Source organism: Paraburkholderia sp. 22099, from assembly GCF_052045835.1.
Lineage (GTDB): Bacteria > Pseudomonadota > Gammaproteobacteria > Burkholderiales > Burkholderiaceae > Paraburkholderia > Paraburkholderia terricola.
This window is the reverse complement of the sequence record NZ_JBQEPU010000045.1, coordinates 1-26,929: the sequence shown is the minus strand read 5'-3', so window position 1 is coordinate 26,929 and position 26,929 is coordinate 1. Positions and strand designations below refer to the sequence as shown.

Below are 26,929 nucleotides of genomic sequence, written 5' to 3'. Positions count from 1 at the left end.
AACTCATGCAGGCACGTCTCGACTTCTACAAGGCCAACCCGAGCGGCACGCGCGCGATGCTCGCGCTCGAGGAAACCATCGGCAAAAGCACGGTCGACAAGACGCTTGCGGAACTGGTGCGGATTCGCGCGTCGCAACTGAACGGCTGCGCGTTCTGCCTCGACATGCACGTCGCGGACGCGCGCAAGCACGGCGAAACCGACCGGCGTCTCGCCACGATAGCCGCCTGGCGTGAAGCGCCGTTTTTCACCGAGCGCGAACGCGCGGCGCTCGAATGGACGGAAGCCGTCACGCTGGTCGCGCAAACGCATGTGCCGGACGCGGTGTGGGAAGCGGTCAAACCGCATTTCACCGATCAGGAGATCAGCGATCTGACCTTGTTGCTCATCGCGATCAACGGCTGGAACCGGATTGCGGTTTCGTTCAGGAAGATGCCGGAGTAAAGCGTTGGATACGCGGCGCTGACGCGCTGCGGATAAATGCAAAATGGCGCGCCGTGTGAAACGGCGCGCCATTTTTTTGTTCTCGCTCGCGGCGTTTACCCGGCATACGCCCTTCAAGACGCCATGCGTTTATTCCCGCTAATACTCAGTCAGCATAAATGCCGTCACCCTTTGCAACACTGCTGTTTTCGGCATCGTCAAAGCCGAATTGGCGGGAGCCGCGTTCGCTTCTGGCAACATAGAGCCTGTCTCTAAAAGCGGTTCCTTCCACGACCAGGGGTTCAATCGCCCGCGCCTCGGTCCAAGCCGCGATCAAACCATATTTACTTATATCAAACAAATTTTGACGGGCTAATTTCCTCCTGCTATGGTCACGACAATTCAAAAGAGCAATCCGGCACTTGAACTAGGCAGCAAGATCCGCGCGCTGCGGCAACGGCTCAAGCGCACGCTGGATGACACGGCAACCGCGGCGGGTATTTCCAAGCCGTTCCTGTCGCAAGTCGAGCGCGGCCTGGCGTCACCGTCCATCACTTCGCTGGCCGGGATTGCCGGCGCGCTTGGCGTAACGGTGCAGTATTTCGTCGACACACCCAGCGAGGAACGCTGCGTGAGTCGCGGGGATCAGTTGAAGTTTTTCGGTTTTGCGGATTCGGCCAATCTGTTCGCGCGGCTGACCAATCTGACGGGCGGTCGTCAGCTTGAAGCGATCCTCGTCAGGATGCCGCCAGGGCAGAAGCGCTCCGAGGTCACGACGCATGCCGGAGAAGAGTTCATTTACGTGATCGACGGCGAAGTGTCGTTGACGCTGGAAGGCAAGACGTTCGTATTGCACGCGGGAGACAGCGCGCATTACGAATCGACGGTGCCGCATAGCTGGATGAACACCGCGCGTATCGAGTCGGTGGTCGTCTGGGTGGGCACACCGAGACTGTTCTAAAGAGCAGGCAACTTTTCCGGTTGAGCCGGTCAGGGATTGCCTGCATTAACAAATGCAAGGAATCCTCGATGCCGGACAAGCAACAAGGGCCGCCCTGGCCCGAGCCACGCAGATAACCAGGCGCTCTCGCGCCACGCGTTCTTCTCTCGACCTTATCCGCGATCTCAACCGATGAAAACCCCGTTTGCCTACGCGACGGCGCTGACCGCGCTCGTCCTTACGTTTCAGTCTTCCGCATTCGCAGTCAACGTGCCCGCCGGCGTCACGCTCGCCGCCAGCCAGGAATTGACCCGCCAGGTGCCCGCCGAAACCGAATCGCTCGACCCCGCGCACGTCGAATCCTGGACCGGCAATACGATCGCGCTCGACCTGTTCGAAGGTCTGACGCGCATCGACGCGGCCGGCGCGGTCGTGCCGGGCGTCGCCCAATCGTGGACGCGCACCGGGCCCGACACATGGGTGTTCAAGCTGCGCCACGACGCGCGCTGGAGCAACGGGCAGCCGGTCACGGCGGCGGACTTCGTCTATGCATGGCAGCGCGTGCTCGATCCGAAAACCGGCTCGAAGTACACGGTGCTGGTCGAATTCGTGAAGAACGCCAAGGCGATTCTCGCCGGCAAAGCGCCGATGACGAGCCTCGGCGTGCGCGCGCCCGATCCGTACACGCTGGAAGTCACCACCGAGGTGCCGGCCGCGTTCTTCCCGCAACTCACCGCCATGCCGACGATGGTTCCGGTCAACCGCGCGGTCGTGACGAAGTTCGGCGGCGAGTGGACCCGGCCCGGCAACTTCGTCGGCAACGGTCCTTATGCGCTGACCGACTGGCAGCCGAGCAACCGCCTCGTGGGCACGAAAAGCAGCACGTACTGGAATGCCGGCAAGGTCGTGATCACGAAAGTGACCTACCTGCCGATCGAAAACGACGAAACGGCGATGCGCATGTATCAGGCCGGCCAGTTCGACTACACCTATACGATTCCGTCGGGCGTCTATACGCAAGTCGGCAAGCAGTTCGGCTCCGAACTGAAAACCGGCCTGCAGATCGCCACGTATTACTACAGCCTGAACAACGAAGACCCGGTGTTCAAGGACAAGCGCGTGCGCCAGGCGCTGTCGATGGTGCTGGATCGCGACCTGCTGACCCAGCGTCTGACCGCGGACGGCGAATTGCCGATGTACGGCCTGATCTCCAAGGGCACGCAAGGCGCGGCGGTCTTCAAGCCTGACTGGGCCGCCTGGCCGATGCCCAGGCGCGTGGAATACGCACGCAATCTGCTGAAGGCCGCCGGCTATTCGGACGCGAAGCCGCTCACCTTCACCTTCACGTACAACACCAACGATCTGCATAAAAAGGTCGCGCTATTCGCCTCCTCCGAATGGCGCACCAAGCTCGGCGTGAACGCGAAACTGGAGAACGTGGAGTACAAGGTGCTGCTCAAGCAGCGCCACGACGGCAAGGTGCAAGCCTCGCGCGACGGCTGGTTCGTCGACTACAACGACGCCATGTCGTATTTTGACTTGATACGCTGCCACAGCGTGCAGAACGATCAGCGCTATTGCAATCCGCAAGTCGACAAACTGGTCGATGAAGCCAACCAGCAACTCGACGACGCGAAACGCACCGCCATGCTCACGCAGGCGCACGATCTGGCGATGAACGACTACCCGATGGTGCCGCTCTTCCAGTATTCGGCGGTGCGGCTGGTGAAGCCGTATGTCGGCGGCTACACGTCGACCAATTACGTCGATCAGCGCGCCACGCAAGACATGTATCTGATCAAGCACTAAGCGCGGGAGCACCGTCATGCTGGCTTACACGCTGCGCCGCACGCTCTGGGCGATCCCGACGATTCTCGCCGTGATCACCGCGTGCTACCTGCTGCTGCACCTCACGCCGGGCGGGCCGTTCGACACCGAGAAGCAATTGTCGGCGGCCGTGCTCGCGAACCTCAACGCCAAATATCACCTCGACGAACCGTTGTGGCTGCAATACCTGCACTACCTCGGCTCGCTGCTGCACGGCGATCTCGGGCCGTCGTTCCGCTACGCCGACTGGTCGGTCAACGATCTGGTGTGGAAGGCGTTGCCGGTGAGCCTCGGCGTGGGCGGCGTGTCGGTGCCGATCGCGCTCGTGATCGGCGTCACGCTCGGCACGCTCGCCGCCGTGCGGCGCGACCGTTTCGTCGATCACGCGGTGATGGTGCTCGGCAATATCGGCAACGTGGTGCCGCCGTTCGTTCTCGGCCCGGTGCTGGTGTGGATCTTCGCGATTCTGCTCAGAACCTCCGAAGGTCACGGCTGGCTGCCGGCCGGCGGCTGGGGCGAAGGCGAATGGCGCTATCGCGTGCTGCCGATCGTGCTGCTCACCTTCATCAACGTCGCCGCGATCGCCCGCGTGATGCGCGGCAGCATGATCGAGGTGCTGTCGGGCAACTTCATCCGCACGGCGCGCGCCAAGGGTCTGCCGGGCCGCACGATCGTGTTGCGCCACGCGCTCAAGCCCGCGTTGATGCCGGTCGTGTCGCTGCTCGGCTCGGTGTGCATCTCGTCGATCACCGCGGCGGTGGTCACCGAATCGGTGTTCGCGCTGCCGGGCGTCGGCCAACTGGTCGTCAACGGGGCGATCAATCGCGACTACACGCTCGTGCTCGGCCTCGTCGTGCTGACCACGGCGATCGCCGTGCTGTTCAATCTGCTGGTCGACCTCGCGTATGCATGGCTCGATCCGCGCATCCGGTACTGATCCATGTCCCGCTCTCTTCAAACGACCGCCGCGGCGCTCGATCCGCTCGCGGCCATCGCCGGAGCGCCGCGCTCGCGCGGGCCGCTCGCCACCGCCGCCATGCGCTTCGTGCGCAATCGCGCGGCGTTGACCGGCTCCGTCGTGCTGCTTCTGATCGTGATCGCCTGCGTGGCCGGTCCGTGGCTCTTGCCGAACGGACCGATCGACAGCGACTGGAGCGCGATCAGCCTGCCGCCCACCTGGCAAAACGCGCACTGGTTCGGCACCGACGAACTCGGCCGCGACCTGCTCGCGCGCACGCTGCAAGGCGGGCGCGTGTCGCTCGAAGTCGGCCTGCTCGGCACGCTGGTATCGGGGCTGATCGGCGTCGCCTACGGCGCGAGCGCCGGCTATCTGGGCGGCCGCGTCGACGCGGTGATGATGCGCATCGTCGACATGATGTACGCGATCCCCTACATGCTGATCGCGATCCTGATGATGACCCTATTCGGCCGCGCGTTCTATCTGGTCGTGCTGACGATCAGCGCATTCTCCTGGCTCGACATGGCGCGCGTGGTGCGCGGCCAGACGCTGTCGCTGCGCTCGCGCGAATTCATCGACGCGGCCCGCGCGATCGGCGTGAGTTCGCGCTCGATCATCGCGCGCCACATCGTGCCGAATCTGTTCGGCGTGGTCGTCGTGTACGCGAGCGTGACGGTGCCGAACATCGTGCTGACCGAATCGGTGCTGTCGTTTCTCGGCCTCGGCGTGCAGGAACCGATGACGAGCTGGGGCGTGCTGATCCAGGACGGCGCGCAGAAGCTCGAATCCATGCCGTGGCTCCTGCTGTGCCCCGCCGTGATGCTGTGCGTGACGCTGTATTGCGTGAATTTCGTCGGCGACGGTTTGCGCGACGCATTCGATCCGAAGGACCGCTGACATGCCGCTACTCGAAGTCAAGGACCTCGGCGTGCGCTTTACGCGCCGCGAAGGCGCACCCGTCGACGCGGTGCAGGGCGTGTCGTTTTCATTGGAAGCCGGCCGGACGTTCGGCATTGTCGGCGAATCGGGATCGGGCAAGAGTCAGACCGTGATGGCGCTGCTGGGTCTGCTGGCGGGCAACGGCCGCGTGTCGGGCACGGCGAGCTATCGCGGCAAAAATCTGCTGACCATGACTGAAGCGGAGCTCAACAGGATTCGCGGCGACCGCATCGGCATGATCTTCCAGGACCCGATGACCTCGCTCAATCCGTTCCTCACGATCGAACGGCAGATGACCGAAACGCTGCAACTGCACCGCAAGATGCCGCGCCGCGAAGCGCGCCGCCGTGCGATCGAAACGCTCGAATCCGTGCGCATTCCCGACGCCGCGCGGCGCATCGGCATGTATCCGCACGAGTTCTCCGGCGGCATGCGCCAGCGCGTGATGATCGCCATGGCGCTGCTCTCCGAGCCGGAAATCCTGATCGCCGACGAACCCACCACCGCGCTCGACGTCACCGTGCAGGCGCAGATCATCGAATTGCTGCGCGAGCTGAATCGCGAACGCGGCACCGCGATCATTCTGATCACGCACGACATGGGCGTGGTCGCCGGTCTATGCGACGACGTGATGGTGATGTACGCCGGCCAGACCGTCGAGCAGGCGAGCGCCGCCGCGCTGTTCGCCGCGCCGACGCATCCGTACACGCTCGGCTTGCTGAACGCGCTGCCGCGCCTCACCGACGAAGACGACGACCGTCCGCTGCAAACCATTCCCGGCAATCCGCCGCTGCCCGGCGAAGTCGGCGCGGGCTGCGCATTCGCGCCGCGCTGCGCGTTTTGCAGCGAGCGGTGCCGCGAATCGCGTCCGCCGCTTGCCGCGGCAGAGGGCTATCTCGACGCGTTGCGCGCGTGCCATCGGCCGGTTGCGGAAATCATCGAGGCACAACACGCATGAACGCGACTCCTCTTGCTAACCAGAACGCGGCCACGCTGCTGTCGGTCGAGAATCTCAAGGTGCAATTCGGCGTGCCGCGCGGCGGCTTTCCGTGGTCCGGCAAGACGACGCTGCGCGCGGTGGACGGCGTGTCGTTCGACGTGCGGCGCGGCGAAACCGTCGGGCTCGTCGGCGAATCGGGTTGCGGCAAATCCACGCTCGCGCGCGCGATCGTCGGACTCGCGCCGGTGGCGAGCGGCAGCGTGCGCTGGCTCGGCGACGAAACCGTGCTGCCCGCGTCGACTTCGAGCACGACACGCAATACCTCGCGCTTGCGCCGCGACGTGCAGATGATTTTCCAGGACCCGCTCGCCTCGCTCGACCCGCGCATGACGATCGAACAGATCGTCGCGGAGCCGCTGCTCACGCACGGCCAGAACCTTGCGCGCACCGACGTGCAGCGGCGCGTGCTGACCATGCTCGAACGCGTCGGCCTCAACGCGCAGCACTTGCGCCGCTATCCCCATGAGTTTTCCGGCGGACAGTGCCAGCGCGTCGGCATCGCGCGCGCCTTGATCGGCGAGCCGCAACTGGTGATCTGCGACGAACCGGTGTCCGCGCTCGATGTGTCAATCCAGGCGCAGATCGTCAACCTGCTGCGCGATCTGCAACGCGAGTTGTCGCTCTCGCTGCTGTTCGTCGCGCACGATCTCGCGGTCGTCAAGGCGATCAGCCACCGCGTGCTGGTGATGTACCTCGGACGTGTGATGGAGTTCGGCGACAAGCGCGACGTGTACCGCACGCCGCGTCATCCGTACACGCGCGCGTTGCTCTCCGCCGTGCCGGTGCCCGATCCGGCCGTCGAACGCGCGCGGCGTCATCTGCTGTTGCGCGGCGAGATCGCGTCGCCGCTGAATCCGCCTTCCGGTTGCGCGTTTCGCACGCGCTGCCCGGATGCGATCGACGCTTGCGCCACGCAGATTCCGCAGCCCGTCACGCACGGTGCGAACGCGACGCGCGTGGCCTGCATTCGCGTGGGGCACGCCCCGGAGGAAGCGCCCTTGGCGAACAGCTAAAGCACACAGCCTGAGAACTTAAAACCGTATTCCCCGGCGCGACGGGCCGTCGCGCCGTTGGATCCGCTCGTCCTGTCGTTTCTGTGACGAGCGGTAAACGTGGACTGGCTAACCGCCAGCCAAGGATTCACCACAATAAACGGAGACACCGTTAATGAATAACCCAACAAAAAACCGCTCAAAAAAATCCGGCACAGCTACCCTCCTTTGCTGCGCATTCACCCTCCCCGCTCTAACTGTCGCCGCGAGTGCCTACGCCGACGATGCCGTAACGCAGCCCACCTCCAGCACGTCCAGCACTCAAACACTCGCGCAAACGTTGTCGTCCCCCACGCAGCAGGCGCAAGCCGAGACCGCGAACAAGCGCAGGGCGAATTCGGGCGGCCAGGTGCGCAACGATCAGCCGGATACCACCAACGCAATCGTCAACGCGGAAGCCGATCAGACCGTCACGCCGCCCACGCCGCCGTCGAGCCAGGCAGCGAGCAAGGGCTTCATCGCCGATAGCCATTTGAACCTGCAGTTCCGCAACTACTCGGATTACTTCGAGGGGCCGCCCTCGCTTTATCGCCACGCGTGGGTGCAAGGCGCGCAAGTCAACTATGAATCGGGCTACACGCAAGGGCTGATCGGCTTCGGCGTGGACGCGTCGCTGTTCGCCGCGCTCAAGCTCGACGGCGGCAACGGCGCGGGCAACATGGTGCACGTCGGCAAGGACGGCGGGGGTTCGCGGCAACTCGCGTGGGCCTACCCCGGCATGTACGACATCAAGGGGCGCATTTCGGAAACGGTGGTGAAGTACGGCTTGCAGACGGTCGCCAATCCGTTCCTCGAACCCCACGACAATCGCGCGTTGCCGCCGACTTTCCTGGGTGTCTCGCTGGTCAGCAACGATCTGGTGCACACCACGCTCGAAGCCGGCAGCTTCACCAAGGTCGATGCCCGCGGCCATACGAACCTGAGCAACCTGACGACTTCCTACGGCGGCACGCGTATCGACCGCGTGACCTATGTGGGCGGCACCTGGCATTACGCCAAAAACGGCGAGATGTCCTTATATATCGACCAGGCCGACGACGTCTGGCGTCAATACTACGGTTCCGTGTCGCAATCGTTCGGCGATCCCGGCACGATCAAGTGGAGCGGCCTCGCGAACGTCTACTCGACGCACGACACCGGCGCCTCGCGCCAGGGGCATATCAACAGCAACGCGTACAGCCTCTCGGTGTCCGCGCAGCACGGCCCGCACGCGCTGCTGCTCGGCTACCAGCAGGTGCTCGGCGACCAGTTCTTCGACTACATCAACGAGACCAACGGCATCTACCTCACCAACTCGATGGATGTGGACTACAACGCGCCGCACGAGCAGTCGTTGCAATTGCGCTATACGTTCGACGGCAAGTACGCCGGCTTGCCGGGACTCAAGGCGATGTTCTGGGGCGCCTATGGCTGGGGCGCGGACGGGTCGGCGGGCGCGGCGGAGAATGCCTCGCCTTCGGCCCCGCTGCATGATCTGTACTGGAAGAACGGTGAGCCCGTGCACGGCCATCATCACGAGTTCGGCTTCATTCCGAGCTATACGCTGCAAAGCGGCCGCTTCAAGGACACGAAGATCACCTTCATCGCGATGTGGCACAACGGCCAGTACCACTACTCGGACGGCAACAACATGGAATACCGGCTGGTGGTGAATGTGCCGGTGAAGGTGTTCTAGGCGCTAAACGCAACGGTTTTCGCGGCTTCCGAATGGCGTCACGCCGGTTGATTCCACGTGACGCCTTTTTCATGCCTCGTCTAGCCGGTGATCCGCTCGGTTGTCATCGCGCGCGACAAGCCGTGCATCGGCCGGCGCAACGCGACATCGAACGGATTGGTTTGCGGACCGATCGCATCCGCCTGACGGCGCAGCAATTCGACCACCATCGGCAAGCGGTCGTCGCCGAGACGCGCCGCCAGCGTGCCGACGCTCAAGGCCGCCACCGCCACGCCGGTACGGTCCAGAATCGGCACGGCCACGCCCGCCATGCCGTCGAGTACGCCGCTGTTGCGGCCCGCGTAGCCCAACTGACGCACGCGTTCGATCTCGGTGCGCAAATACACTTCGTCGAGCACGCCGTAGCCGCGAATACGCGGCACGTTGAAGCGAATGATCTCCTCACGCTCCGCTTCCGGCAGGAACGCGAGAATCGCGAGACTCCCTTGGCCAACGCCCAATGCCACGCGCCCGCCGATATCGCCGGTGAACGAGCGGATCGGAAACGGCCCTTCGCAGATGTCGAGACACACCGCGTCGAAACTGCTTTTGACCAATAGAAAGATCGTGTCGCCCAGACTGGCGCACAGCCGCAGCAAGGCGGGACGGCATAGCGTGCGCATGCCGCTCGGATTGCCGGCCTGCGCGGCGAGCGCGAAAAAGTCGACACTCAGACGGTACAGCTTCGAGTTCTCGTCCTGTTCGACGATGCCCTGGGCGATCAACGCATGCAGGATGCGATGCACGGTGCCTTGCGTGAGCCCCACCGCTTTCGCGAGACGCGTGACGCGGCCGCCCTCGGGTTGCGCTTCGGATAACGCGCGGACCACCGCGAACGCGCGCTCCAACATGCCTGTGCCGGGCGCATTGCCCGTTTCGGCGAGTGCGGTGTCGGTATCTCGTTTGGCGGCGGCATTCATCGTTAGCGATCTCAGCTATTTCATTGGCCGGAACACTATAGAGCGTTTTATCTTCGAATGGAATGTTCGGGCCGATCCTTTTACAAGACGGTGAGCGCGGTAATTCATAGGGGTTTTCCGTAGCTCACGCAGCGGAACGGTTGCCGTGGCTTCGCCCGAATACATTCCATCGAATGGAATTTTTTCTAATCCTCTACCGCCAAACGGAATTTGAAATTGACGCCATGTAATTTGGCTGGCTAGAGTCGGCTCCATCGAGGCAGCAGTCGATTGAACGGGCGTCGCACATCCAAAGGCAAGATCATGTCGTTCCTCACACTCACGGACGTAACGAAATCGTTCGGCGACCTGCAAGCAGTCGCCGACGTGAACCTGTCGGTGGAAAAAGGCGAGTTCGTTTCGTTGCTCGGGCCGTCCGGCTGCGGCAAGACCACCACGCTGCAAATGATCGCGGGCTTCGTGGAAACGACACGCGGGCGCATCACGCTCGACGGCCGCGACATCACGCACATGAAGCCGAACCGGCGCGGCCTCGGCATCGTGTTCCAGAGCTATGCGCTGTTTCCGCACATGAGCGTGGCCGACAACGTCGGCTTCGGGCTGGAAATGCGCAACGTCGGCAAGGCCGAGCGCAACGAACGCGTGCGTGAAGTGCTCGCGCTGGTGCGGCTCGACACGCTCGCGCATCGCTTTCCGCGCGAGTTGTCCGGCGGACAGCGGCAACGCGTGGCGCTGGCCCGCGCAATCGTGATCGCGCCGCCGGTGCTGCTGCTCGACGAACCCATGTCGAATCTCGACGCCAAACTGCGCGAGGACATGCAGTTCGAACTGCGCGCGATTCAACGCAAGATCGGCACGACCACCATCATGGTCACGCACGATCAGTCGGAAGCGCTGTCGATCAGCGATCGCGTGGTGGTGATGGAAGCCGGCCGCATCACGCAGATCGACACGCCATACGAAGCCTATGAACGCCCCGAGAACCGCTTCGTTTCGCAGTTCATCGGCAAGGCCAACATGCTGCCGGGCACCGTGATCGCGCGCGACGGCGACGCGATCCGCATCGACCTCGGCCACGACCTCGCCGAAACCGGCCACACCAGGCAACTGCCGATGCGCGAGCGCGTGATCGACGTCGGCGATGCGGTGACCTTGTGCATCCGCCCGGAAAAGCTGCGCCTGTGCGCGCCGAACGCGGGACGCGTGCCGGCCACCGTGACGAGCCGCTTCTTCCTCGGCAGCCAATGGCTGTATCGCCTCGACAGCCGCCTCGGCGAAGTGCTGGTGTGCTGTCAGAACGAAGGCAGCGAGCCGCTGCCGGAAGGCGCGGCGGTCGGCGTCGACTGGAACAGCGAAGCGATCCGCTTCATTCAACGGGATGCGCAACATGGCTAGCACGCTGCCCGCTGCCGACGACAGCGGCATGAACGCCGGCCACGCCAGGCGCGCGCCGTGGCACGCGTTCTTGCCGCTATGGCTGATGTGCCTGCCCGCGTTCCTGCTCTTCGCGGCGCTCGTGCTGGTGCCGCTCCTGATGACGCTCGTGCTCACCTTCTATCGCTTCGACCCGGCCAGCGGGCCGCTCGCGGCATTCCAGTTCGGCAATTACGCGGAAGTGCTGGGCTCGTCGTATTTCCACACGATTTTCCTGCGCACCTTCGGCATCGCATCTCTGGTCACGCTGCTGTGCGTCGTGATCGGCACGCCCGAAGCGTATGTGCTGTCGCGCATGCGCGATCCGTATCGCTCGATGTTCCTGCTGGTGATTCTCGCGCCCTTGCTGGTGTCGGTGGTGGTGCGCGCCTTCGGCTGGAGCATGCTACTCAACACCAACGGCCTCGTGAATCAGGCGTTCGGCCTGTTCGGACTCGGGCCGTACAAGCTCGAATACACCACCTTCGCGATCGTCATCGCACTGGTGCACGTGATGCTGCCGTTCATGGTGATTCCGGTGTGGACCGCGTTGCAAAAGCTCGACCCGCAAACGGAAAACGCCGCGCTTTCGCTGATGGCCTCGCCCGCCACCACGCTGCGCCGCATCGTGCTGCCGCAACTCACGCCGGGCATTCTGTCGGGCAGCCTGATGGTGTTCGGGCTTTCCGCGAGCGCCTTCGCGATTCCCGGCCTGCTCGGCGGACGGCGGCTGAAAGTTGCCGCCACCGCCGTCTATGACGAATTCCTCGGCTCGCTGAACTGGCCGCTCGGCGCGACCATCGCGCTGCTGTTGCTGGTCGCGAATCTGATCGTGATGCTCACTTACTACCGGGTTCTGGAACGCAAGTACACCAGAAGCCTGGGTTAATTAATCGGCCCGCCGAGTGAGAACATCATGAGAAAGAACGGACCCATCGCGCTGATTTTCCACACGCTCGTCATTGCGTTCGTGCTCGCGCCGCTCGTGATCGTCGTGCTGGTCGCCTTCACACCGGACGAAACGCTCACGCTGCCCACGCACGGCGTCTCGCTGCGGTGGTTTCGCGCGATCCTCAACTACCCCGATTTCATCTCGGCGTTCGTCAACAGCCTGAAGCTGGCGTTCGCCTCCGCAACCTTGTCGTTGATCGTCGCACTGCCCGCCGCGTTGGCGATCGGCCGCGCGCGCTTTCCGGGCCGCGGCTTTCTCAACGGCCTGCTGCTCTCGCCGCTGGTGATTCCCGGCCTCGTGCTCGGCATCGCGCTGCTGCGCTTTTTCGCGCTCATCGGCGCGACCGGCTCGTTCGCGTGGCTCGTGCTCGCGCACATGATCATCATCACGCCGTTCGTGATGCGCCTGGTGCTGGCCTCGATCAGCGGACAGGACCGCAGCGTCGAACACGCGGCGCACTCGCTCGGCGCCGATGCGTGGACCACGTTTCGCCGCATCACCTTTCCGATGATTCTGCCGGGCATTACCGGCGGCTGGCTGCTCGCCTTCATCAACAGCTTCGACGAATTGACGATGTCGATTTTCGTCACCTCGCCGCAAACCGTCACGCTGCCGGTGCGCATGTACATGTACGCGACCGAATCGATCGATCCGATGATGGCCTCCGTGTCCGCGCTGGTGATCTTCATCACCGCCGGCGCGATGCTGCTGCTCGATCGCGTGTATGGGCTCAACCGGATTCTGATCGGCCAGCATTGATGTCCTCCACCGCACGCTCTCCCATGCCGTCGAACTTGCCGTCTCCCGATGCCGCCACGCCGAGGCGTGAGCCGCAATTCGTGCGCGTCGCGGAAACGCAGCGTGAACCGCTGCGCTTCTTTCTCGACGGTCAGGAAGTCACCGCGCTGCACGGCGATACCTTATTGACCGCGGTGCTGATGCAGCAACGCCGCGTGCGCGAAAGCGAATTCAGCGGCGCGCCGCGCGCGGGCTTCTGTTTGATCGGCGCATGCCAGGACTGCTGGATGCGCACCGAAGACGGATTGCGTTTGCGCGCATGCTCGACGCTGGTGGCCGAGGGCATGCGCGTGGTGACGCGGCTGGCTACTGGCGTTGCCACCGTGACGAACGGAGACGCCCAATGACCGACGCACGCAGCATCGTAATAGTCGGCGCGGGACCGGCGGGCGTGCGCGCCGCCGAGACGCTGGTCGCAGCGGGCGTCAGGCCGATCGTGCTCGATGAAAACGCGCGCTGGGGCGGTCAGATCTATCGGCAACCGCCCGCAAACGGCGGCTTTCAGCGCTCGAAAAAAGCACTCTACGGCTTCGAGGCACGCAAGGCCGACGCCCTGCATACGACGATGGCCGCGCTTCTGCCGCATCTCGACTATCGTCCCGACACGCTGGCCTGGGCGTGCGAAGCGGGCCGCCTGGATACGCTTAACGCGGGACGCGAAATCGGCGTGCCGTTCTCGCATCTGATCATCGCGAGCGGCGCGACGGATCGCGTGCTGCCGGTGCCGGGCTGGACCTTGCCCGGCGTCTACACGCTCGGCGCGGCGCAAGTCGCGTTGAAGTCGCAAGGCTGCGCGATCGGTCGACGCGTGGTGCTCGCGGGCACCGGGCCATTGCTGTACCTGGTCGCGTATCAATACGTGAAAGCGGGCGCGCATGTGGCGGCCGTGCTCGATACGAGTCCTCTGTCGCAGCAGATCGCCGCCGCGCCGAAACTCGCGCGTCTGCCGGCCACGTTCGCCAAGGGCCTCTATTACGTCGCCTGGCTGACAACGCATGGCGTGCGCATCGAACGCAAGGTGAACTCGCTGGCCGTACGCGGCGAAGCAAGCGTGCAGGCGATCGAATGGCGCGCGTCAGGCTCCGGCGCGCCAACCGAAACCATCGCTTGCGACGCGGTCGGCATCAGCTTCGGCCTGAAGCCCGAAACGCAACTCGCCGATCTCGCCGGTTGCCGCTTTCGTTTCGACGCCGGCAACCGCTGCTGGCTGCCCGAACTCGACGCCGCCGGCCGCAGCTCCGTGCGCGGCATCTACCTCGCCGGCGACGGCGCGGGCATTGCCGGCGCCGATGCCGCCGAACTCGCCGGACGCCGCGCCGCATTGGCCTTGCTCGACGACCTCGGCGTCGCGCATCCGCGTGGCCCCGGCCTGCGCGACGCGGCCTCGCTCGAACGCGGCCTGCAACGCATCGCCGTGTTTCGCGAGGGCATCGAAACGGCGTTTGCGCCGCCTGCCCACTGCGCCGCGCAATGGCCCGACGACATGATCGTGTGCCGCTGCGAGGAGATCGACGCGGGCGCCTTGCGTCGCTGCATCCGCGACAGCGAAGCGAACGAGATCAATCGCCTGAAAGCGCTCACGCGCGTCGGCATGGGCCGCTGCCAGGGACGCATGTGCGGCGAAGCCGCGTTGACGCTGCTGAGCGAGGAAACCGGCAAGCCGCTCGATGCGCTTGGCCGTCTGCGCAGCCAGCCGCCCGTCAAGCCGATTCCGCTCTCACCCGCCCTGTACGCCGACGGCGTCGCCGAGATTCCCGAGGAGGCGCGCGATGAGTGACGCCCTGCACTACGACGTCGCAATCGCGGGCGGCGGCCTGGTCGGTTCATCGGCCGCGTTGGCGCTGGCGCGGCGCGGCTTGCGCGTGGGCCTGTTCGAGCGGCGCTATTGCGGCGCGCAAGCAAGCGGCGTGAACTACGGCGGCGTGCGCTGCCAGGGACGTCCGGCCGAACAGATGCCGCTCGCCATGCGCGCGCGGCGCATCTGGGACCGCTTGCCGGAGCTGATCGGCATCGACGGCGAATTCACCGTGTCGGGACATTTGCGGCTTGCGCGCATCGAAGGCGATCTCGTCGCGCTACAGGCGTGGGCCGACATGGCGCGCGGCCACGGACTGCATGCGCAGTTGATCAGCGGCGCGGCGTTCCGCCAACGCTACCCCTGGCTCGGCGCGGCGGCAATCGGCGGCTCGTTGTGCGCGACGGACGGTCATGCGAATCCGCGTCTCGTGTCGCCCGCGTTCGCGCGAGCGGCCCGCGCGGCGGGCGCGGACGTGCGCGAGCAAACCGAACTCACCGACATCCAGCACGACGGCACGCGCTTTCAATTGCGCGCGGGCGACACGCGCATGAGCGCCGACTGGCTCATCAATTCCGCCGGCGCATGGGCGAATACGGTGGCGGGTTACTTCGGCGAAACGGTGCCGATGAAACCGATCTACCCGAACCTGTGGGTCACCGAACCCTTGCCGCTCTTCATCACGCACAACCTCGGCGTGTATGGCGGCGGCATCTACGCGCGGCAAGTGGCGCGCGGCAACTGCGTGATCGGCGGCGGGCGCGGACAGGGCGACGGCGAATACGGTCAGCCGTCGACGGAAACCACGCGCGCCGTGATGCGCGACGCCTGCGCGCTGCTGCCCGCGCTGCGCGAGGCGCTGCTGATCCGCACGTGGAGCGGCGTGGAGGGCGAAACGCCGGACGGCAATCCGATCATCGGCGCGAGCCGCACGGCGCCGCGCCTCTTGCATGCGTTCGGTTTTTCGGGCGGCGGGTTTTTACTCGCGCCGGGCGTCGGCGAAGTGCTCGCCGACCTCGTGATCGACGGCGCCACGGCCACACCGCTCGACGCTTTCTCGATCAATCGCTTTGCCGCTGTTGCCTCACCGGTCGCTTGATTGTCCGCTTGAATCAACGCTAGTCATCGTTTAGTGAAACCCCAGGAGTCGATCCATGAAACTGTTCAAGACGATCGCGGCGCTCGCCGCATTGTGTGCGTTCGGCGCGGCCGCGCCGGCCTGGTCGCAGACCAAAACGATCTACATCGGCATGAACGGCGGCCCGATGGAAAAGGCCTATACGAGCCAGGTGCTGCCCGAGTTCGAGAAAGCCAATAACGTGAAGGTGGTGGTCGTGCCCGGCACGTCGTCGGACATTCTCGCCAAGCTGCTCGCCAACAAAACCAATCCGCAAATCCACGTGGTGTTTCTCGACGATGGCGTGATGGCGCGCGCGGTCAGCATGGGCGTGTGCAAGAAGCTCGACGACGCGCCGGTGCTCAAGGAGCTCTATCCGTTCGCGCGCATGAAGGACGACATGGGCGCGGGCGTGCAACTGGGCATGACCGGCATCGCGTACAACAAGAAGCTGTTTGCAGAAAAAGGCTGGGCGCCGCCGACTTCGTGGATGGATTTCAGCGATCCGAAATACAAGGGCAAAGTGGTGTTTCAATCGGCGTCGAGCAGCACGTTCGGCCTGCACGGCTTTCTCGCGATCAACCGCCTGATGGGCGGCAGCGAGCAGAACGTCGAGCCGGGCTTCACGAAATGGGCGAGCACGGTGGGCCCGAACGTGGTGGAGTACATTCCGAACTCCGCGAAGATTTCCGAAATGGTGCAGACCGGCGAAGCGGGCCTGTTCCCGTTGACGCCGACCGCCGTGGGCGATCTGCAGGACAAGGGCATTCCGGTCGGCTATGTGAATCCGAAAGAAGGCCCGGTGTTGCTGCTGGTGGATCTGTGCGTGGTCAACAATAGCCCCGATCCGCAACTGGCGCAGAAGCTCGCGCAATTCCTGCTGTCCGCGCCGGCGCAGACGAAAGCCGCCGAAGCCGGCCGCCAGATTCCGACCAATCGTCTCGCCAAGATGACGCCGCCGATGCAGCAAAGTCTCGGCAATGTCGAGGATCTGGTGCGCAAGGTGACCGTAGTGGATTGGGACACGATCAACGCGCATCGCGCGCAGTGGGACACGCGCTGGAACAGGCAGATCGAGCGTTGAAGCCGGCTTTCCGTTGAATGAAACGCGCGCCTTGTTTGCTGCAAGGCGCGCGTTTTTTTGCCCGTGCAACGAGCCTCAGAAGATCACCGACAGCGCCACCGCCAGCCAGATCGCCACGACGCCGGCAAGAAACATGTGGCGCGCGATGCGGATACGCGCGTCGCTCGTTTCAGGCTCGACGGGGCTCGTCGCCATCCACGGCACGAGGCCGAGGCAGCCGAAACCGATCAGCGCGAACACGAACACGATCACGTCGATGGCTCGCCATCCCGTCGGCTCGTAGAGGCCCCAGTAGCCGAGAAAGACAATGCCGATCGAAAAGATCGTGGCCGACGCGGCACTGAGCGCGGGCACCGATCCGGTTGGGCTCGGCATGCTTCACCTCCGATTATCAGGCTTCGTGACGCGCCGCCCGTTCATTCAGGACGTGCGGGTTTGCCTCGCTTCATACGTCTTCAGGTGGGTATAGGCGATACGTAACAGCGACAAGCCGTGCTCGCCCTTTTGCGCGTCGCCGCCGCGCGAGATCAGGTCGCCGAGAATGTGATCCGCCTCGGTATGCGAGTGGTTTTCCATGTCGCGCAACATGGAAGCCGTGAGCGGCGACGGCGTGAACAGCGTTTGTGTGGCGCGGGCGTCGAAGTCCGGCCCCATCGTGAAGCCGTTATGCTCGGCAACCGCGCGGCACTCGCCCAGCAGATTTTCGATCACGCGCTTGCCGTCCGGCGCCGCCAGAATATCGCCGACCGAGCCGCGCATCGAGCAGGTACTCGCCGCCAGCGTGGCGAGGAACACCCACTTCTCCCACATGCGCAGCAGAATGTTCTCGCTCACCACCACGTCGAAATTCGCGCCGGTCATCGCGTCCGCGATCGCTTGCACGCGCTCGGATGCGCCGCCCGCCAGTTCGCCGAAGGTGATCGCGTGCATTTCGTTCAGATGTACGACGTGCTGCTCGGGGTTGAGCGTCGCCGCGATCACGCACTGACCGCCGAGCACGCGCGCGGCGCCGAATTTTTCCGTGAGTACGTCGATATGGCGCATGCCGTTGAGCATCGGCAGAATCAGCGTGGACTCGCCGACGAGCGGCGCGAAGGAGTCGATCGCGTCGTCGAGACTAAAGGCTTTGCAACTGAGCAGCACCAGATCGAACGGCTCGGCGCTCACGCCGGCGAGAATCGTCTTGACGTCGCGCAGCGTCAGATCGCCGCGCGGGCTGCTGATGACGAGCCCGTCACGCCGCAGTTTTTCGGCACGGCCCGCGCGCACGAGAAAGGTCACGTCCTGGCCCGCCGCCGCGAGACGTCCGCCGAAATAGCCGCCCACCGCGCCTGCCCCTACTACTAGAATTCGCATCTTTCGCCTCTTGATGAAGATGGATCACGCGCGCCGCGCCGGGAAGCGAAAACTCCGGGGCCGCAGGCGCAGTGCGTGTGCAGAAATGTAGCAAAGATTGATGATCGACATCGGCCACGATTGCGCGTGCGCGGTTTGCTGCAATGCAATGACGGCTGGCGTTGGCGTTTTTGTCCTATCAATCGTTGGCGCCGTGCCATGCGATAGACCGGTTAAAGCGTGCCGCAGATCGTGTGTTCGTAAAGCGCGAGCATTCCCGCCGCGTCCACGTCCACGCAAACCTCGCACTCGGGGCGGCTGTCCCAATCCGGCGCGGGCACCGGCATAGTGGAAGGCTTCTGAAGGGTGTGCCCCGCCGCGATGCCTTCCGTCAACACGCGCACGGGACCGCTGCGCGTCGTGTAGAGATGCGGCGCCAACAGATAGGCGACCGCGGACGAATCGTGCGTGTAGATTCCAGCGAGCCGCGCGCTTTGCTCGTGAAAACTTTCGTAATGACGCGACACGTCCCACACGAACTGCCCCGCCGCGTCGCCGCGATCGCGCAGCGAAGCCAGATAATCGCGGCTCATGATCGTGCGCTGCGTGACGTCGAGCCCGACGATCGCCACCGGCCACGGCGCGCCGAAAACGATGTCGGCGGCATCCGGGTCGCCGAGAATGTTGGCTTCCGCCGCGGGCGTGACGTTGCCGAACACCCCGTCCGTGCCGAACGCGCCGCCCATGATCACCACCTGCTTGACGAGCGAGGCGATTCCGGGATCGTCGGCGAGCGCCAATGCAAGATTGGTCAGCGGGCCGACCGCGATCAGCGTGACCTCGCCGGGATGCGCGCGCACCGTGTCGATGATGAAGCGATGTGCGGGGCGCGTGTCGAGCGCCGCTTCCCCGCCGGTTTCTAGCGCGATGTTGCCGAGCCCGTTGTCGCCGTGAATCCATGCGAGCGGTTCTGGCGCGAGGCACTTGAGCGGCGCCGCCGCGCCTTGCGCGACCGGCACGCCCGGCGCAAACCGTCCGGCGAGAAAACGGGCATTGTGCGTGGTCGTTTCGATCGTGGCGTTGCCGAACACACTCGTCAGCCCGAGCAATTCAATGTCCGGATGTAGCGCCTGAAAAACGAGCGCCATTGCATCGTCCACGCCCGGATCGGTGTCGTAGATGACCTTGTGCTTGCTCATAGATAGAACGCGTCCGGCAGTTGTTCGCGCGCGGTGGTGTCGCGTGTGACGCCGCGCAGATTGCCGAGGCGAATCGGCAACTCGGGTCCGCCGAGTTCGATGATCACCTGGCGGCACGCGCCGCACGGCGCGATGGGGCCGTCCGTATCGCCGATCACGGCGAGCGCGGCGAACTGGTTGCGTTGATAACCGGCGGCGATCGCGCTGAAAAACGCGGTACGTTCAGCGCAATTGCACAAACCGTAAGACGCGTTCTCGACGTTGCAACCGTCGAATATCTTGCCGTCTTTTGTCAGCAGCGCGGCGCCGACCTTGAATTTCGAATAAGGCGCATAAGCCTTGTCGCGCGCGACGCCCGCGCGCTCCAGCAGTTGTTCCATGTTCATGCAGCGATCCTCGATTCAATTGAGCGTAACGAACATGCCCGCGATCGTCGCGCTCATCAGGTTCGAGAGCGTCGCGGCGAGCACGACACGCAGGCCGTAGCGCGCGACTTCGGCGCGGCGTCCCGGCGCGACGGCGCTAAAACCGCCGGTCAACACCGCGATCGACGAAAAGTTCGCGAAGCCGCACAACGCAAACGACAGAATAGCAATGGTACGCGGATCGAGCGCTTGCAGACCGGCCGCGCTCACGCTCGCGGCGTCCTTCAGATACGGCGAGAGCGACGCATACGCGACGAACTCGTTGAGAATGACCTTCTGCCCGAGAAAATTGCCGGCGACGGCCGCTTCGTTCCAGGGCACGCCGATCAGATACGCGAGCGGCGCGAACACCGTGCCGAGCACCGCTTGCATCGACAGTTGCGGATGGCCGAACCAGCCGCCGATGCCGCTCACCACGCCGTTCAGCAACGCGATCAAGCCGACGAATGCGATCAGCATCGCGCCGACCATCACCGCGATTTTCAGGCCCACGGTCGCGCCGGAACTCGCGGCTTCGATCACGTTGGCGGGACGTTTTTCATCGAAGTGGAGGTTGTCGAGCTGCACGCGGCTCGGTTCCGTCGTCGGGTGAATGATCTTGGCGAACAGCAGGCCGCCCGGCACCGCCATGAACGACGCGGCCAGCAGATATTCGATCCGCACGCCGAGGCCCGCGTAACCCGCGAGCACCGAGCCGGCGACGGCCGCCATGCCGCTCGACATCACCGCGAACAGTTCGGCGCCGGTCATGTCGCGCGCGAACGGCTTGACCACCGCGGGCATTTCGCTTTGGCCGAGAAAGATCGTGGTGACGGCGGAGAACGATTCGAGCTTCGACACGCCGAGCAGCTTCTGGAACAGCGTGCCGAGCACGATCACGATCCAGCGCATCACGCCGAGGTAATACAGCACGGAGATCAACGCGGTAACGAAGATGATGGCCGGTAGCACGCGCACGGCGAATACGAAACCGCCGTCGCCGAATACCTGAAACATCTTCGATTGCACGAGCCCGCCGAACAGGAACTCGATGCCCGCATTGCCGTAGCCGAGTACATGATTGACGCCGGAGGCCGCGGCCGCGAGGATGGTCTTGCCGAGCGGCACGAAGAGAATGAATGCGCCGATTCCGATCTGCACCAGCAGTGCGCTGATTACAGTCCGTAAGCGAATGGCGCGGCGGTTGGTCGAGAAGAGGTAGGCGATGAAAAGAAGTACGGCGATACCGAGGATGTTTCGTGCGATGAGTGCCATTGTCTCGTGGTGTTTCTTGTGAAAGTGGCAGTGATGCTAAACGAAACTCGGCATGGAGAAAAAAGATTGATTGGGGGTGGCTTTCTATTTGGCGGGCCTAGGCTTCGGCTTGGTGGCAAACCACTTCGATGTTATGCCCGTCCGGACCAATGACAAACGCTGCATAGTAGTTGGCGTGGTAGTGCGGGCGCAGACCAGGCGCACCGTTGTCGATGCCACCCGCCTCCAGAGCCGCGCGATAGAAAGCCTCGACTTGCTGGCGGTTCTCAGCCGTAAAGGCCAGGTGAAGATGCGCCGGCTTCTCCTCGGTCTGGTACAGGCACAACGAAGCGTCACCCTGTGAGCTAAGCTCGACACCGTACGTCGGCGTCCCCTCCGAGACAATCGCTACGCCAAGCGGTTCGAGTGCCTTGAGGAAGAACGCTTTGCTTGCTGCATAGTCGCTGACTCCGAATTTGACGTGATCGAACATGGGCTTTCTTTCTTGAGGTGAGTGGGTTGTAAACTTTATCGTAGATTCCTGCGCATAGAATTCGTGGAAGGCGTCGCGGCGTAAGACTCGGGAAAACAATCGTCTATATCGCATCCGTCCGTTCACGAGATCATTTTCTTACGATCATTCGTCATAGTAGCGAATGCATCGATTGCAACGCCACAACACCAGAGGTAGTCTGGGTTACCCAGTGACGGCGGCCGATTTCCCCGCGCCATCGTCCTGCTCGCGCTGCTCCATACTGCCGACAAGAACATGAACAACTTTGATGCGGTCATCGAGACGTGGCTTACCAGGCCGAGCTTCGGCCTTCTGGTTAACCATGCAATAAAAGCCGTCGCCGATCTGTATATGTTCAAGGGTCTCGTGCTCATACCCATTTTGTGGTGGATATGGTTTCGACCCGGCGAGCATCGCGAGCGGCAACGCGAAATGGTCATTGCGACGATCATGAGCGGTCTGTTGGCGCTCGCCGTGGGAAGGCTTCTCGCTGATCTGTTGCCATTCCGGGTACGTCCTATCCAGAACCCCGACCTTCATCTGCACTTTCCATTCGCCGCGCAACAGGACGCCATGCTGACGGCGTGGAGTTCGTTTCCGAGCGATCACGCCATGCTGTGGATGTCCGTCGCGACCGGCATTTTCATTGTCTGGCGCGGAATCGGCGTGCTTGCGCTCCTGTACACCGCCATCTTCATTTGCCTTCCGCGCGCTTATCTCGGCTATCACTATCCGACCGATATCCTGGCGGGCGCCGCCATCGGCATCGCGATTACCTATGTCATGACGCGGCGCTCCGTTAGAGCGCGTTACGCGACTCAATCGTTGCGATGGATCGAACGCCATCCCGGCCCGTCCGCGATGCTGGCATTTATCCTCTGTCTCGAACTGGTCACCCAGTTCGACGAACTGCGCAAGTTCGTGAGCTCCGCTTCCAGGTTTCTGTGACTCCTTTTTCATTGGCTCGGCTCCGTCGGTCATAACATCCTCGCGCGACCGGCACGGCGCTCCCCTGCGAGCCGGATGTCCGCGAGCACCGCTCGGTTCGCTCCCCCGCATAGTGTTTCGCCGCGACCGCCCTATCCCGCGCGCCCGTTGCCCGCAATATCGCCACTACGCGACATTGCCGGTGTGACCATGTTCAATTCCCGAATCCAGAATCCGTCGTCTACTCCGCTGCCGGTGTCGGGCACCGCGCCCGAATCGCCGAACCGCGCGACCGGTTCGAAGGCGTCGCCATCCCGCCGCGCGTCGTCGTCGGACGCGGCGCTGGAACCGCTCGCGCACGCGCCCGTCAGGACGGCCGCCGGCGGACACGCGCAGCGCGGCGAGGCGCTCGCAAGGCTCAGGCAGTTGGGGACCGCCGCGCCCTCGCCGCTCCCCGTCAATCCGTGGAATATGCTGCTGCACGGGCTGAAATCCGGCGACGCCGCGGCGGCTTACGCGGGCGCGCTGGCGGGCGCCGAATCGCCAGGCCCGCTGCCCGCCGCGCATCCGACCGTTCTGCGCGAGCTTCAGGCGCTGCGCCGTTCTCCCGCCTGGCAGGACGTGTCGGCGCGGATTCAGTCGCACGAAGGTTTCGAGCATCTCAGCCTGCGCGGCGTCGCCCGGATGATCGACATCGCGAAGCCGTTCGGCACGTCCCGATCATGGGCGCGCGAGGCGACGACCAAGGGCGTGTTCGATGCCGCGTTCGCTGGCGCCATCTTCGGCAGCGCGGAACACTACGCGTCCGCAATCGACGCGGATCCCGAATTGAGCCAGTTGCGCGCGACGCCGCCGTCGCAGTGGAACGCGCGGCAGCGTGAGCAGGCGATCAACGCATTCGGCCGGCACGTCAACGACGCGTTCGGCATCCGCAGCAAGGTCCGCTACGCGGGCGAGCAGTCGGTCGCCGATGAAGGCTCGCTGATGAAAACCTACGACCGCAGTGCGCGCGTCGACGTGTTCGATCCCGCGTTTCGCCAAGGCTTCCTGACGCTGGCCGAAGGCGTGTTTCACGAAGCCGTCCACGTTCGGCAGCACACGCAAAACTTCGACGCCGATACGCTGCAACTGCTCAAGCTGTCGCCCGAGCCCAAGACGCGCTATGAAGCCACGGTCGGACTGATCGAAAGCATGGCTTACCGGTCGGGGCTGATCGCCGCGCTGAGCGTGATCCGGCGCGCGAACACCGGCTCCTTCCTGGGTCATGTCGCGTCGGGACTCGAGGCCGCGCCGCAGGACCCGTGGGTGCTTCTGCGCACCGAACTCGCGGCCCGGACGGGACACGACCTGCACGGACTCGTTGCGATGCACGACGGCCGCATCACGACGCGCGGCGATGCGGCGAGCGTGCTGCAAGCTATTCACGAAGTCTGTTCGCAAGGTCAGCATGCCAACCACGGCCGGCTCATCGCAAAGGCGCTGTGGGGTGCATGGCCCGACGCGGCGAAGATGCTGGGCGAGGACCACCGTGACGCCAACGTGCTGAAGGATTTCGAGCGCACGCTGGACGCCGCGTGCGGGGGCCGTTTGCATGTTTCGGGTTTGCAGTTGCTCGCCAAGCATGGAATCTCGGAGCCGCTCATCCGTCCCGCTCACGAGAAAGGCACCTTGGGCGCGGGCCTGAAGCTGGTCGCGCGGGCGTCCACGCCACTGGAAATGCTGCGGATCCGGCATGCCCTGCAATACGCGCTCGGCGAGACGGGCGGCGCTCACTCCTATGCGGAGGAGCTTGGCCTGCCGCCGCGCGCGGCGGATACGGCGCGGCCTGGTTCGTCGCGGGCGCCGGTTTAGCTGATCTCTTACTGGCCGACGTCGATATCGAATCGCCGTGAGACGCCGATCGCCGTCTCGCGGAAGTTGCCGCGCAAGGCGGCATCGACGGCTATTTCCCGGTGAAGATCGCGTTTCGCGACGGCAAAATCGCGCCGCAAGCGAATCAGATGCCGGGCCTCAGCGTTATTTTGAACGAGCGGGGAGCCTCGCCGTTTTCATCCAGCGGCATTGGATCAGCTTGTCTGACCGCCATGACAGCGGCACGGTCCCAGTTCATATCGCCACTTGAATGAACAATTCTCACCGACTCGAGATTGCCCGAAGACGTGCAACGCACTTCGAGGACCGTTTCACCATGAACGGGTTTTCCATTCCAGACGATGCATGGACGCACACGGTGTCGGACCGCTTCTGCATAATCGAACACTGTTGGCGCAATTGGTTGCTGGGAGGCCCGAGGCATTGAACTGAAGTTCTTTAGCATCGGGACGAGTATGGAGGCAAGACGTTTCTGGTCTTCGAGCGCGGCGAGCATGACCCAGTCACGTGCCGGCTGGGGGGTCTTGTTGAAAGCATCGCGATAGAAACGTGTGGCCCTGCACCATGCCGCGGGAGAAAGGTCCGCCTGTTTGCCGCTCATCAACAGCCCAAGATCGTCTGCCTCCGAGGGGTCTTGCTTCAAAGCATTCGCGATAGACGTGGAGACTGCAAGTTGCCCCTGCAACCGCTGTGCCGCAGTGATCTGTGGTGGTGGCGTGTTCTGGGTTGACTGTTTAAGCAGATCGAATGTTGCGTGCAATTGGGCCTGAAACTCCTCGTCACTCTCCGTTTCCAGTGAGAGATAGCGCGACATAATCGCCTGGAGACTCCCCACGCCTCCACAATCCGGCGGCGCTCTGTCGAGAGCGCGTGTTGTGATGCCGATCAGTTGCTCACGGTCTTCCCGCGAAATTCGCTGCATTCCGTCCAGCATGTCCGATGCATGCGACAAGGCCAATGTGCTCGCGGTAGTTGGATCGGTATTGGTGGTGGAAAAGTAAGCTTTGATGCCCGGGTCGGATACGAGTTTTTGGGCCCAGTCCATGAGGATCTTCGCCCTGGATGATCCTGAAGGAATGCCGAACCTACCTAACGCGGTGGTGTCGATAGGTTTGCCGATCTCAAACGGAAGTGCGGCGGCCAGCGGTGAGGACGAGTTGCCAACGCTCGCTGGAAGGGTCCTTTGATGGAGGGCATTCGCCGCCACCGCATTGCTCGCCGCCGCAATACCAGGATCTGGTTTTACCTTTACGTGTGGCAGCTCCGACGTGTCACTGTGGCAAAGCATGCCGCGCAACTGCGCTGGCGTCGGCGAAGTTAAAGCAGGGCCGCTTATGGAATAGGACAACTGCTGCAGAGAATTGACGACATTCTTACTTCCGTTGATTGTGACCGTACTGTTCGCGCGCCCCCAATGGAAGAACCATTGCATGTCTCCACTCGCGGCGGGCTTAACCAGAATCCCAAATGTATCGCCGTCACCGGCGAGAGTTTGATATACGGCATCGCCGCGCGGCGAAACGCCAAGTGTAAGAATGCGCCCCTGCAGCCCCGCGTTGGTCGCCGTCCCGGCTGCCAACCTGTAGCATCCACTCCCGACGGACGCGGGGCCTTCATCATCTTGTTCGAAGGCCGTGATTCGACCATTCTGGTCGATTTCGATGTACCCATTGGTCGGCACCTTGGCGCCGTCGATCGTAATTGGGTGCGCTGAGCTGTAGACACCGGCCAATGAAGAAACATTGTCTGCGCAATTGCCCGTTTGAGCGTATCCAGCAAGCCCTAGCGCCAGAAATGGAATAACTGGGATGTATCTGGATTTCATGGATCAAGGCTGAAAAAAGCTTTGGACAAACCAATGCGGCAATGTAGCTTGCGCATGGTGCGTTTCAACTACAGCGCGATCGGTAGTTTTTCAGATTGCTTACGCAAACCGCGACTAGGTCCATCGAGACTTTCCGTACGTATGCGACACATGCGCCCGTCACAGGATTATCCGCCAGCAGGCGATGACGTCGGATATTAATTCAGCGATTTTTTGTGATTCTTTCCCCGTGCTTTCATTAACGTGGCTCGGCTCGTCAGCGGCGGTCATTCAGGCGATTACTAACGCCGCCGCTGCACTCGTGGCCTTACGTTGGGGAGCATGATGCGGCACCGTCATTGACCTTTGCGTCGGAAGGTGAAGATGGTCCCGCCGCAGCAGTTGCCGTCCCGCAAATGGACATCGAATGTCTTACCGACGACGGCGTAGCTGACTGTCACGACGTCCACGCCATCGTCGGGCAGATAGTTGCCCGACATCGCCGGCACGAAATCGATCGCGTCGCGGGCGAGCAGGTAGAGATGCTCGTGCTTAGCGCGACCCCTAGATTGCGTATTTCACACCAAGCTGGACAGCGATTTCGCGCCAAGCTGGACAGGCATTTCACGCGAAGGTGGGCACGGATTTCACGGCAAGCTGGACAGCGATTTCACGCGAAGCTGGACAGT

26 protein-coding genes are annotated in these 26,929 nt (G+C 63.5%); 18 read left to right on the top strand and 8 right to left on the bottom strand.

Annotated features, from left to right (window positions below):
* The first annotated feature begins 5 nt into the window (after positions 1 to 5).
* The 8 genes from ACTJLC_RS29240 (at position 6) to ACTJLC_RS29205 (ending at position 8,813) form a co-directional block, all read left to right on the top strand.
* On the top strand, positions 6 to 443 hold the full coding sequence (locus ACTJLC_RS29240) for a carboxymuconolactone decarboxylase family protein (RefSeq protein WP_244745948.1): 438 nt from the start codon (positions 6 to 8) through the stop codon (positions 441 to 443).
* 367 nt (positions 444 to 810) lie between these two features.
* Positions 811 to 1,383 (top strand): cupin domain-containing protein, encoded by a 573-nt coding sequence (locus tag ACTJLC_RS29235; protein WP_073432490.1) that lies wholly within the window; start codon positions 811 to 813, stop codon positions 1,381 to 1,383.
* Between the two features lie 171 nt (positions 1,384 to 1,554).
* Positions 1,555 to 3,171, top strand: a complete 1,617-nt coding sequence (locus tag ACTJLC_RS29230) for a peptide ABC transporter substrate-binding protein (RefSeq protein ID WP_244745946.1) — start codon at positions 1,555 to 1,557, stop codon at positions 3,169 to 3,171.
* Positions 3,172 to 3,187: 16 nt separating this feature from the next.
* Positions 3,188 to 4,126: an ABC transporter permease subunit gene (locus ACTJLC_RS29225; RefSeq protein WP_083082571.1), complete on the top strand. Its 939-nt coding sequence runs from the start codon at positions 3,188 to 3,190 to the stop codon at positions 4,124 to 4,126.
* Between the two features lie 3 nt (positions 4,127 to 4,129).
* On the top strand, positions 4,130 to 5,044 hold the full coding sequence (locus ACTJLC_RS29220) for an ABC transporter permease (RefSeq protein WP_310129477.1): 915 nt from the start codon (positions 4,130 to 4,132) through the stop codon (positions 5,042 to 5,044).
* A gap of 1 nt (position 5,045) precedes the next feature.
* Positions 5,046 to 6,044, top strand: coding sequence for an ABC transporter ATP-binding protein (locus ACTJLC_RS29215; RefSeq protein ID WP_310129479.1), 999 nt, complete (start codon positions 5,046 to 5,048; stop codon positions 6,042 to 6,044).
* On the top strand, positions 6,041 to 7,099 hold the full coding sequence (locus ACTJLC_RS29210; RefSeq protein WP_310129480.1) for an ABC transporter ATP-binding protein: 1,059 nt from the start codon (positions 6,041 to 6,043) through the stop codon (positions 7,097 to 7,099). The genes ACTJLC_RS29215 and ACTJLC_RS29210 overlap by 4 nt, the downstream gene beginning before the upstream one ends.
* Before the next feature lie 154 nt (positions 7,100 to 7,253).
* Positions 7,254 to 8,813 (top strand): OprD family outer membrane porin, encoded by a 1,560-nt coding sequence (locus ACTJLC_RS29205; RefSeq protein ID WP_310129482.1) that lies wholly within the window; start codon positions 7,254 to 7,256, stop codon positions 8,811 to 8,813.
* 80 nt (positions 8,814 to 8,893) lie between these two features.
* Here ACTJLC_RS29205 and ACTJLC_RS29200 read toward each other — a convergent pair whose 3' ends face one another.
* Positions 8,894 to 9,772: an IclR family transcriptional regulator gene (locus ACTJLC_RS29200; RefSeq protein WP_310126622.1), complete on the bottom strand. Its 879-nt coding sequence runs from the start codon at positions 9,770 to 9,772 to the stop codon at positions 8,894 to 8,896.
* Positions 9,773 to 10,075: 303 nt separating this feature from the next.
* On the opposite strand from ACTJLC_RS29200, the gene ACTJLC_RS29195 reads away from it, so the two are divergent.
* Genes ACTJLC_RS29195 through ACTJLC_RS29165 form a run of 7 tightly spaced genes read left to right on the top strand, consistent with a single transcriptional unit; the run spans position 10,076 to position 16,931 of the window.
* Positions 10,076 to 11,167 carry an ABC transporter ATP-binding protein gene (locus tag ACTJLC_RS29195; RefSeq protein WP_073430868.1) on the top strand — a complete coding sequence of 364 codons (1,092 nt, stop codon included), beginning with the start codon at positions 10,076 to 10,078 and terminating at the stop codon, positions 11,165 to 11,167.
* A complete protein-coding gene (locus tag ACTJLC_RS29190) occupies positions 11,160 to 12,074 on the top strand; it encodes an ABC transporter permease (protein ID WP_310126619.1) in 915 nt (304 codons plus the stop codon). Before ACTJLC_RS29195 ends, ACTJLC_RS29190 begins: the two co-directional genes overlap by 8 nt.
* Before the next feature lie 27 nt (positions 12,075 to 12,101).
* Positions 12,102 to 12,896 carry an ABC transporter permease gene (locus tag ACTJLC_RS29185; protein WP_083082580.1) on the top strand — a complete coding sequence of 265 codons (795 nt, stop codon included), beginning with the start codon at positions 12,102 to 12,104 and terminating at the stop codon, positions 12,894 to 12,896.
* Positions 12,897 to 12,919: 23 nt separating this feature from the next.
* Entirely contained in the window at positions 12,920 to 13,282 is a 363-nt protein-coding gene (locus ACTJLC_RS29180) for a (2Fe-2S)-binding protein (protein ID WP_310126617.1), read from the top strand.
* Positions 13,279 to 14,712, top strand: coding sequence for an NAD(P)/FAD-dependent oxidoreductase (locus ACTJLC_RS29175; RefSeq protein ID WP_310129484.1), 1,434 nt, complete (start codon positions 13,279 to 13,281; stop codon positions 14,710 to 14,712). The genes ACTJLC_RS29180 and ACTJLC_RS29175 overlap by 4 nt, the downstream gene beginning before the upstream one ends.
* Positions 14,705 to 15,829, top strand: coding sequence for an NAD(P)/FAD-dependent oxidoreductase (locus tag ACTJLC_RS29170; RefSeq protein WP_310129486.1), 1,125 nt, complete (start codon positions 14,705 to 14,707; stop codon positions 15,827 to 15,829). Before ACTJLC_RS29175 ends, ACTJLC_RS29170 begins: the two co-directional genes overlap by 8 nt.
* A gap of 55 nt (positions 15,830 to 15,884) precedes the next feature.
* A complete protein-coding gene (locus ACTJLC_RS29165) occupies positions 15,885 to 16,931 on the top strand; it encodes an ABC transporter substrate-binding protein (RefSeq protein ID WP_073430863.1) in 1,047 nt (348 codons plus the stop codon).
* A 75-nt stretch (positions 16,932 to 17,006) separates the two neighbouring features.
* On the opposite strand, the gene ACTJLC_RS29160 is transcribed toward ACTJLC_RS29165, so the two are convergent.
* The 6 genes from ACTJLC_RS29160 to ACTJLC_RS29135 form a co-directional block, all read right to left on the bottom strand.
* The gene (locus ACTJLC_RS29160; RefSeq protein ID WP_073430862.1) at positions 17,007 to 17,306 is read right to left on the bottom strand and encodes a hypothetical protein; all 300 of its coding nucleotides are present in this window, start codon (positions 17,304 to 17,306) and stop codon (positions 17,007 to 17,009) included.
* 45 nt (positions 17,307 to 17,351) lie between these two features.
* Entirely contained in the window at positions 17,352 to 18,287 is a 936-nt protein-coding gene (gene panE, locus ACTJLC_RS29155; protein ID WP_073430861.1) for a 2-dehydropantoate 2-reductase, read from the bottom strand.
* A 212-nt stretch (positions 18,288 to 18,499) separates the two neighbouring features.
* A complete protein-coding gene (locus tag ACTJLC_RS29150; RefSeq protein WP_310129489.1) occupies positions 18,500 to 19,465 on the bottom strand; it encodes a nucleoside hydrolase in 966 nt (321 codons plus the stop codon).
* Positions 19,462 to 19,851 carry a cytidine deaminase gene (locus tag ACTJLC_RS29145; RefSeq protein ID WP_310129491.1) on the bottom strand — a complete coding sequence of 130 codons (390 nt, stop codon included), beginning with the start codon at positions 19,849 to 19,851 and terminating at the stop codon, positions 19,462 to 19,464. Before ACTJLC_RS29145 ends, ACTJLC_RS29150 begins: the two co-directional genes overlap by 4 nt.
* A 15-nt stretch (positions 19,852 to 19,866) precedes the next feature.
* Positions 19,867 to 21,144, bottom strand: a complete 1,278-nt coding sequence (locus ACTJLC_RS29140; protein WP_244745928.1) for a NupC/NupG family nucleoside CNT transporter — start codon at positions 21,142 to 21,144, stop codon at positions 19,867 to 19,869.
* 97 nt (positions 21,145 to 21,241) lie between these two features.
* Positions 21,242 to 21,616, bottom strand: a complete 375-nt coding sequence (locus tag ACTJLC_RS29135) for a VOC family protein (protein ID WP_083082596.1) — start codon at positions 21,614 to 21,616, stop codon at positions 21,242 to 21,244.
* A gap of 276 nt (positions 21,617 to 21,892) precedes the next feature.
* Here ACTJLC_RS29135 and ACTJLC_RS29130 point away from each other — a divergent pair, with 276 nt between their 5' ends.
* Positions 21,893 to 22,585, top strand: coding sequence for a phosphatase PAP2 family protein (locus ACTJLC_RS29130; RefSeq protein WP_073430855.1), 693 nt, complete (start codon positions 21,893 to 21,895; stop codon positions 22,583 to 22,585).
* Positions 22,586 to 22,774: 189 nt separating this feature from the next.
* The gene (locus ACTJLC_RS29125; protein ID WP_310129494.1) at positions 22,775 to 24,415 is read left to right on the top strand and encodes a hypothetical protein; all 1,641 of its coding nucleotides are present in this window, start codon (positions 22,775 to 22,777) and stop codon (positions 24,413 to 24,415) included.
* Between the two features lie 145 nt (positions 24,416 to 24,560).
* Here ACTJLC_RS29125 and ACTJLC_RS29120 read toward each other — a convergent pair whose 3' ends face one another.
* Positions 24,561 to 26,261, bottom strand: a complete 1,701-nt coding sequence (locus tag ACTJLC_RS29120; RefSeq protein ID WP_310129496.1) for an energy transducer TonB — start codon at positions 26,259 to 26,261, stop codon at positions 24,561 to 24,563.
* Positions 26,262 to 26,599: 338 nt separating this feature from the next.
* Here ACTJLC_RS29120 and ACTJLC_RS29115 point away from each other — a divergent pair.
* The coding region (locus ACTJLC_RS29115; RefSeq protein WP_440846011.1) for a hypothetical protein at positions 26,600 to 26,929 on the top strand (330 nt) is incomplete at its 3' end.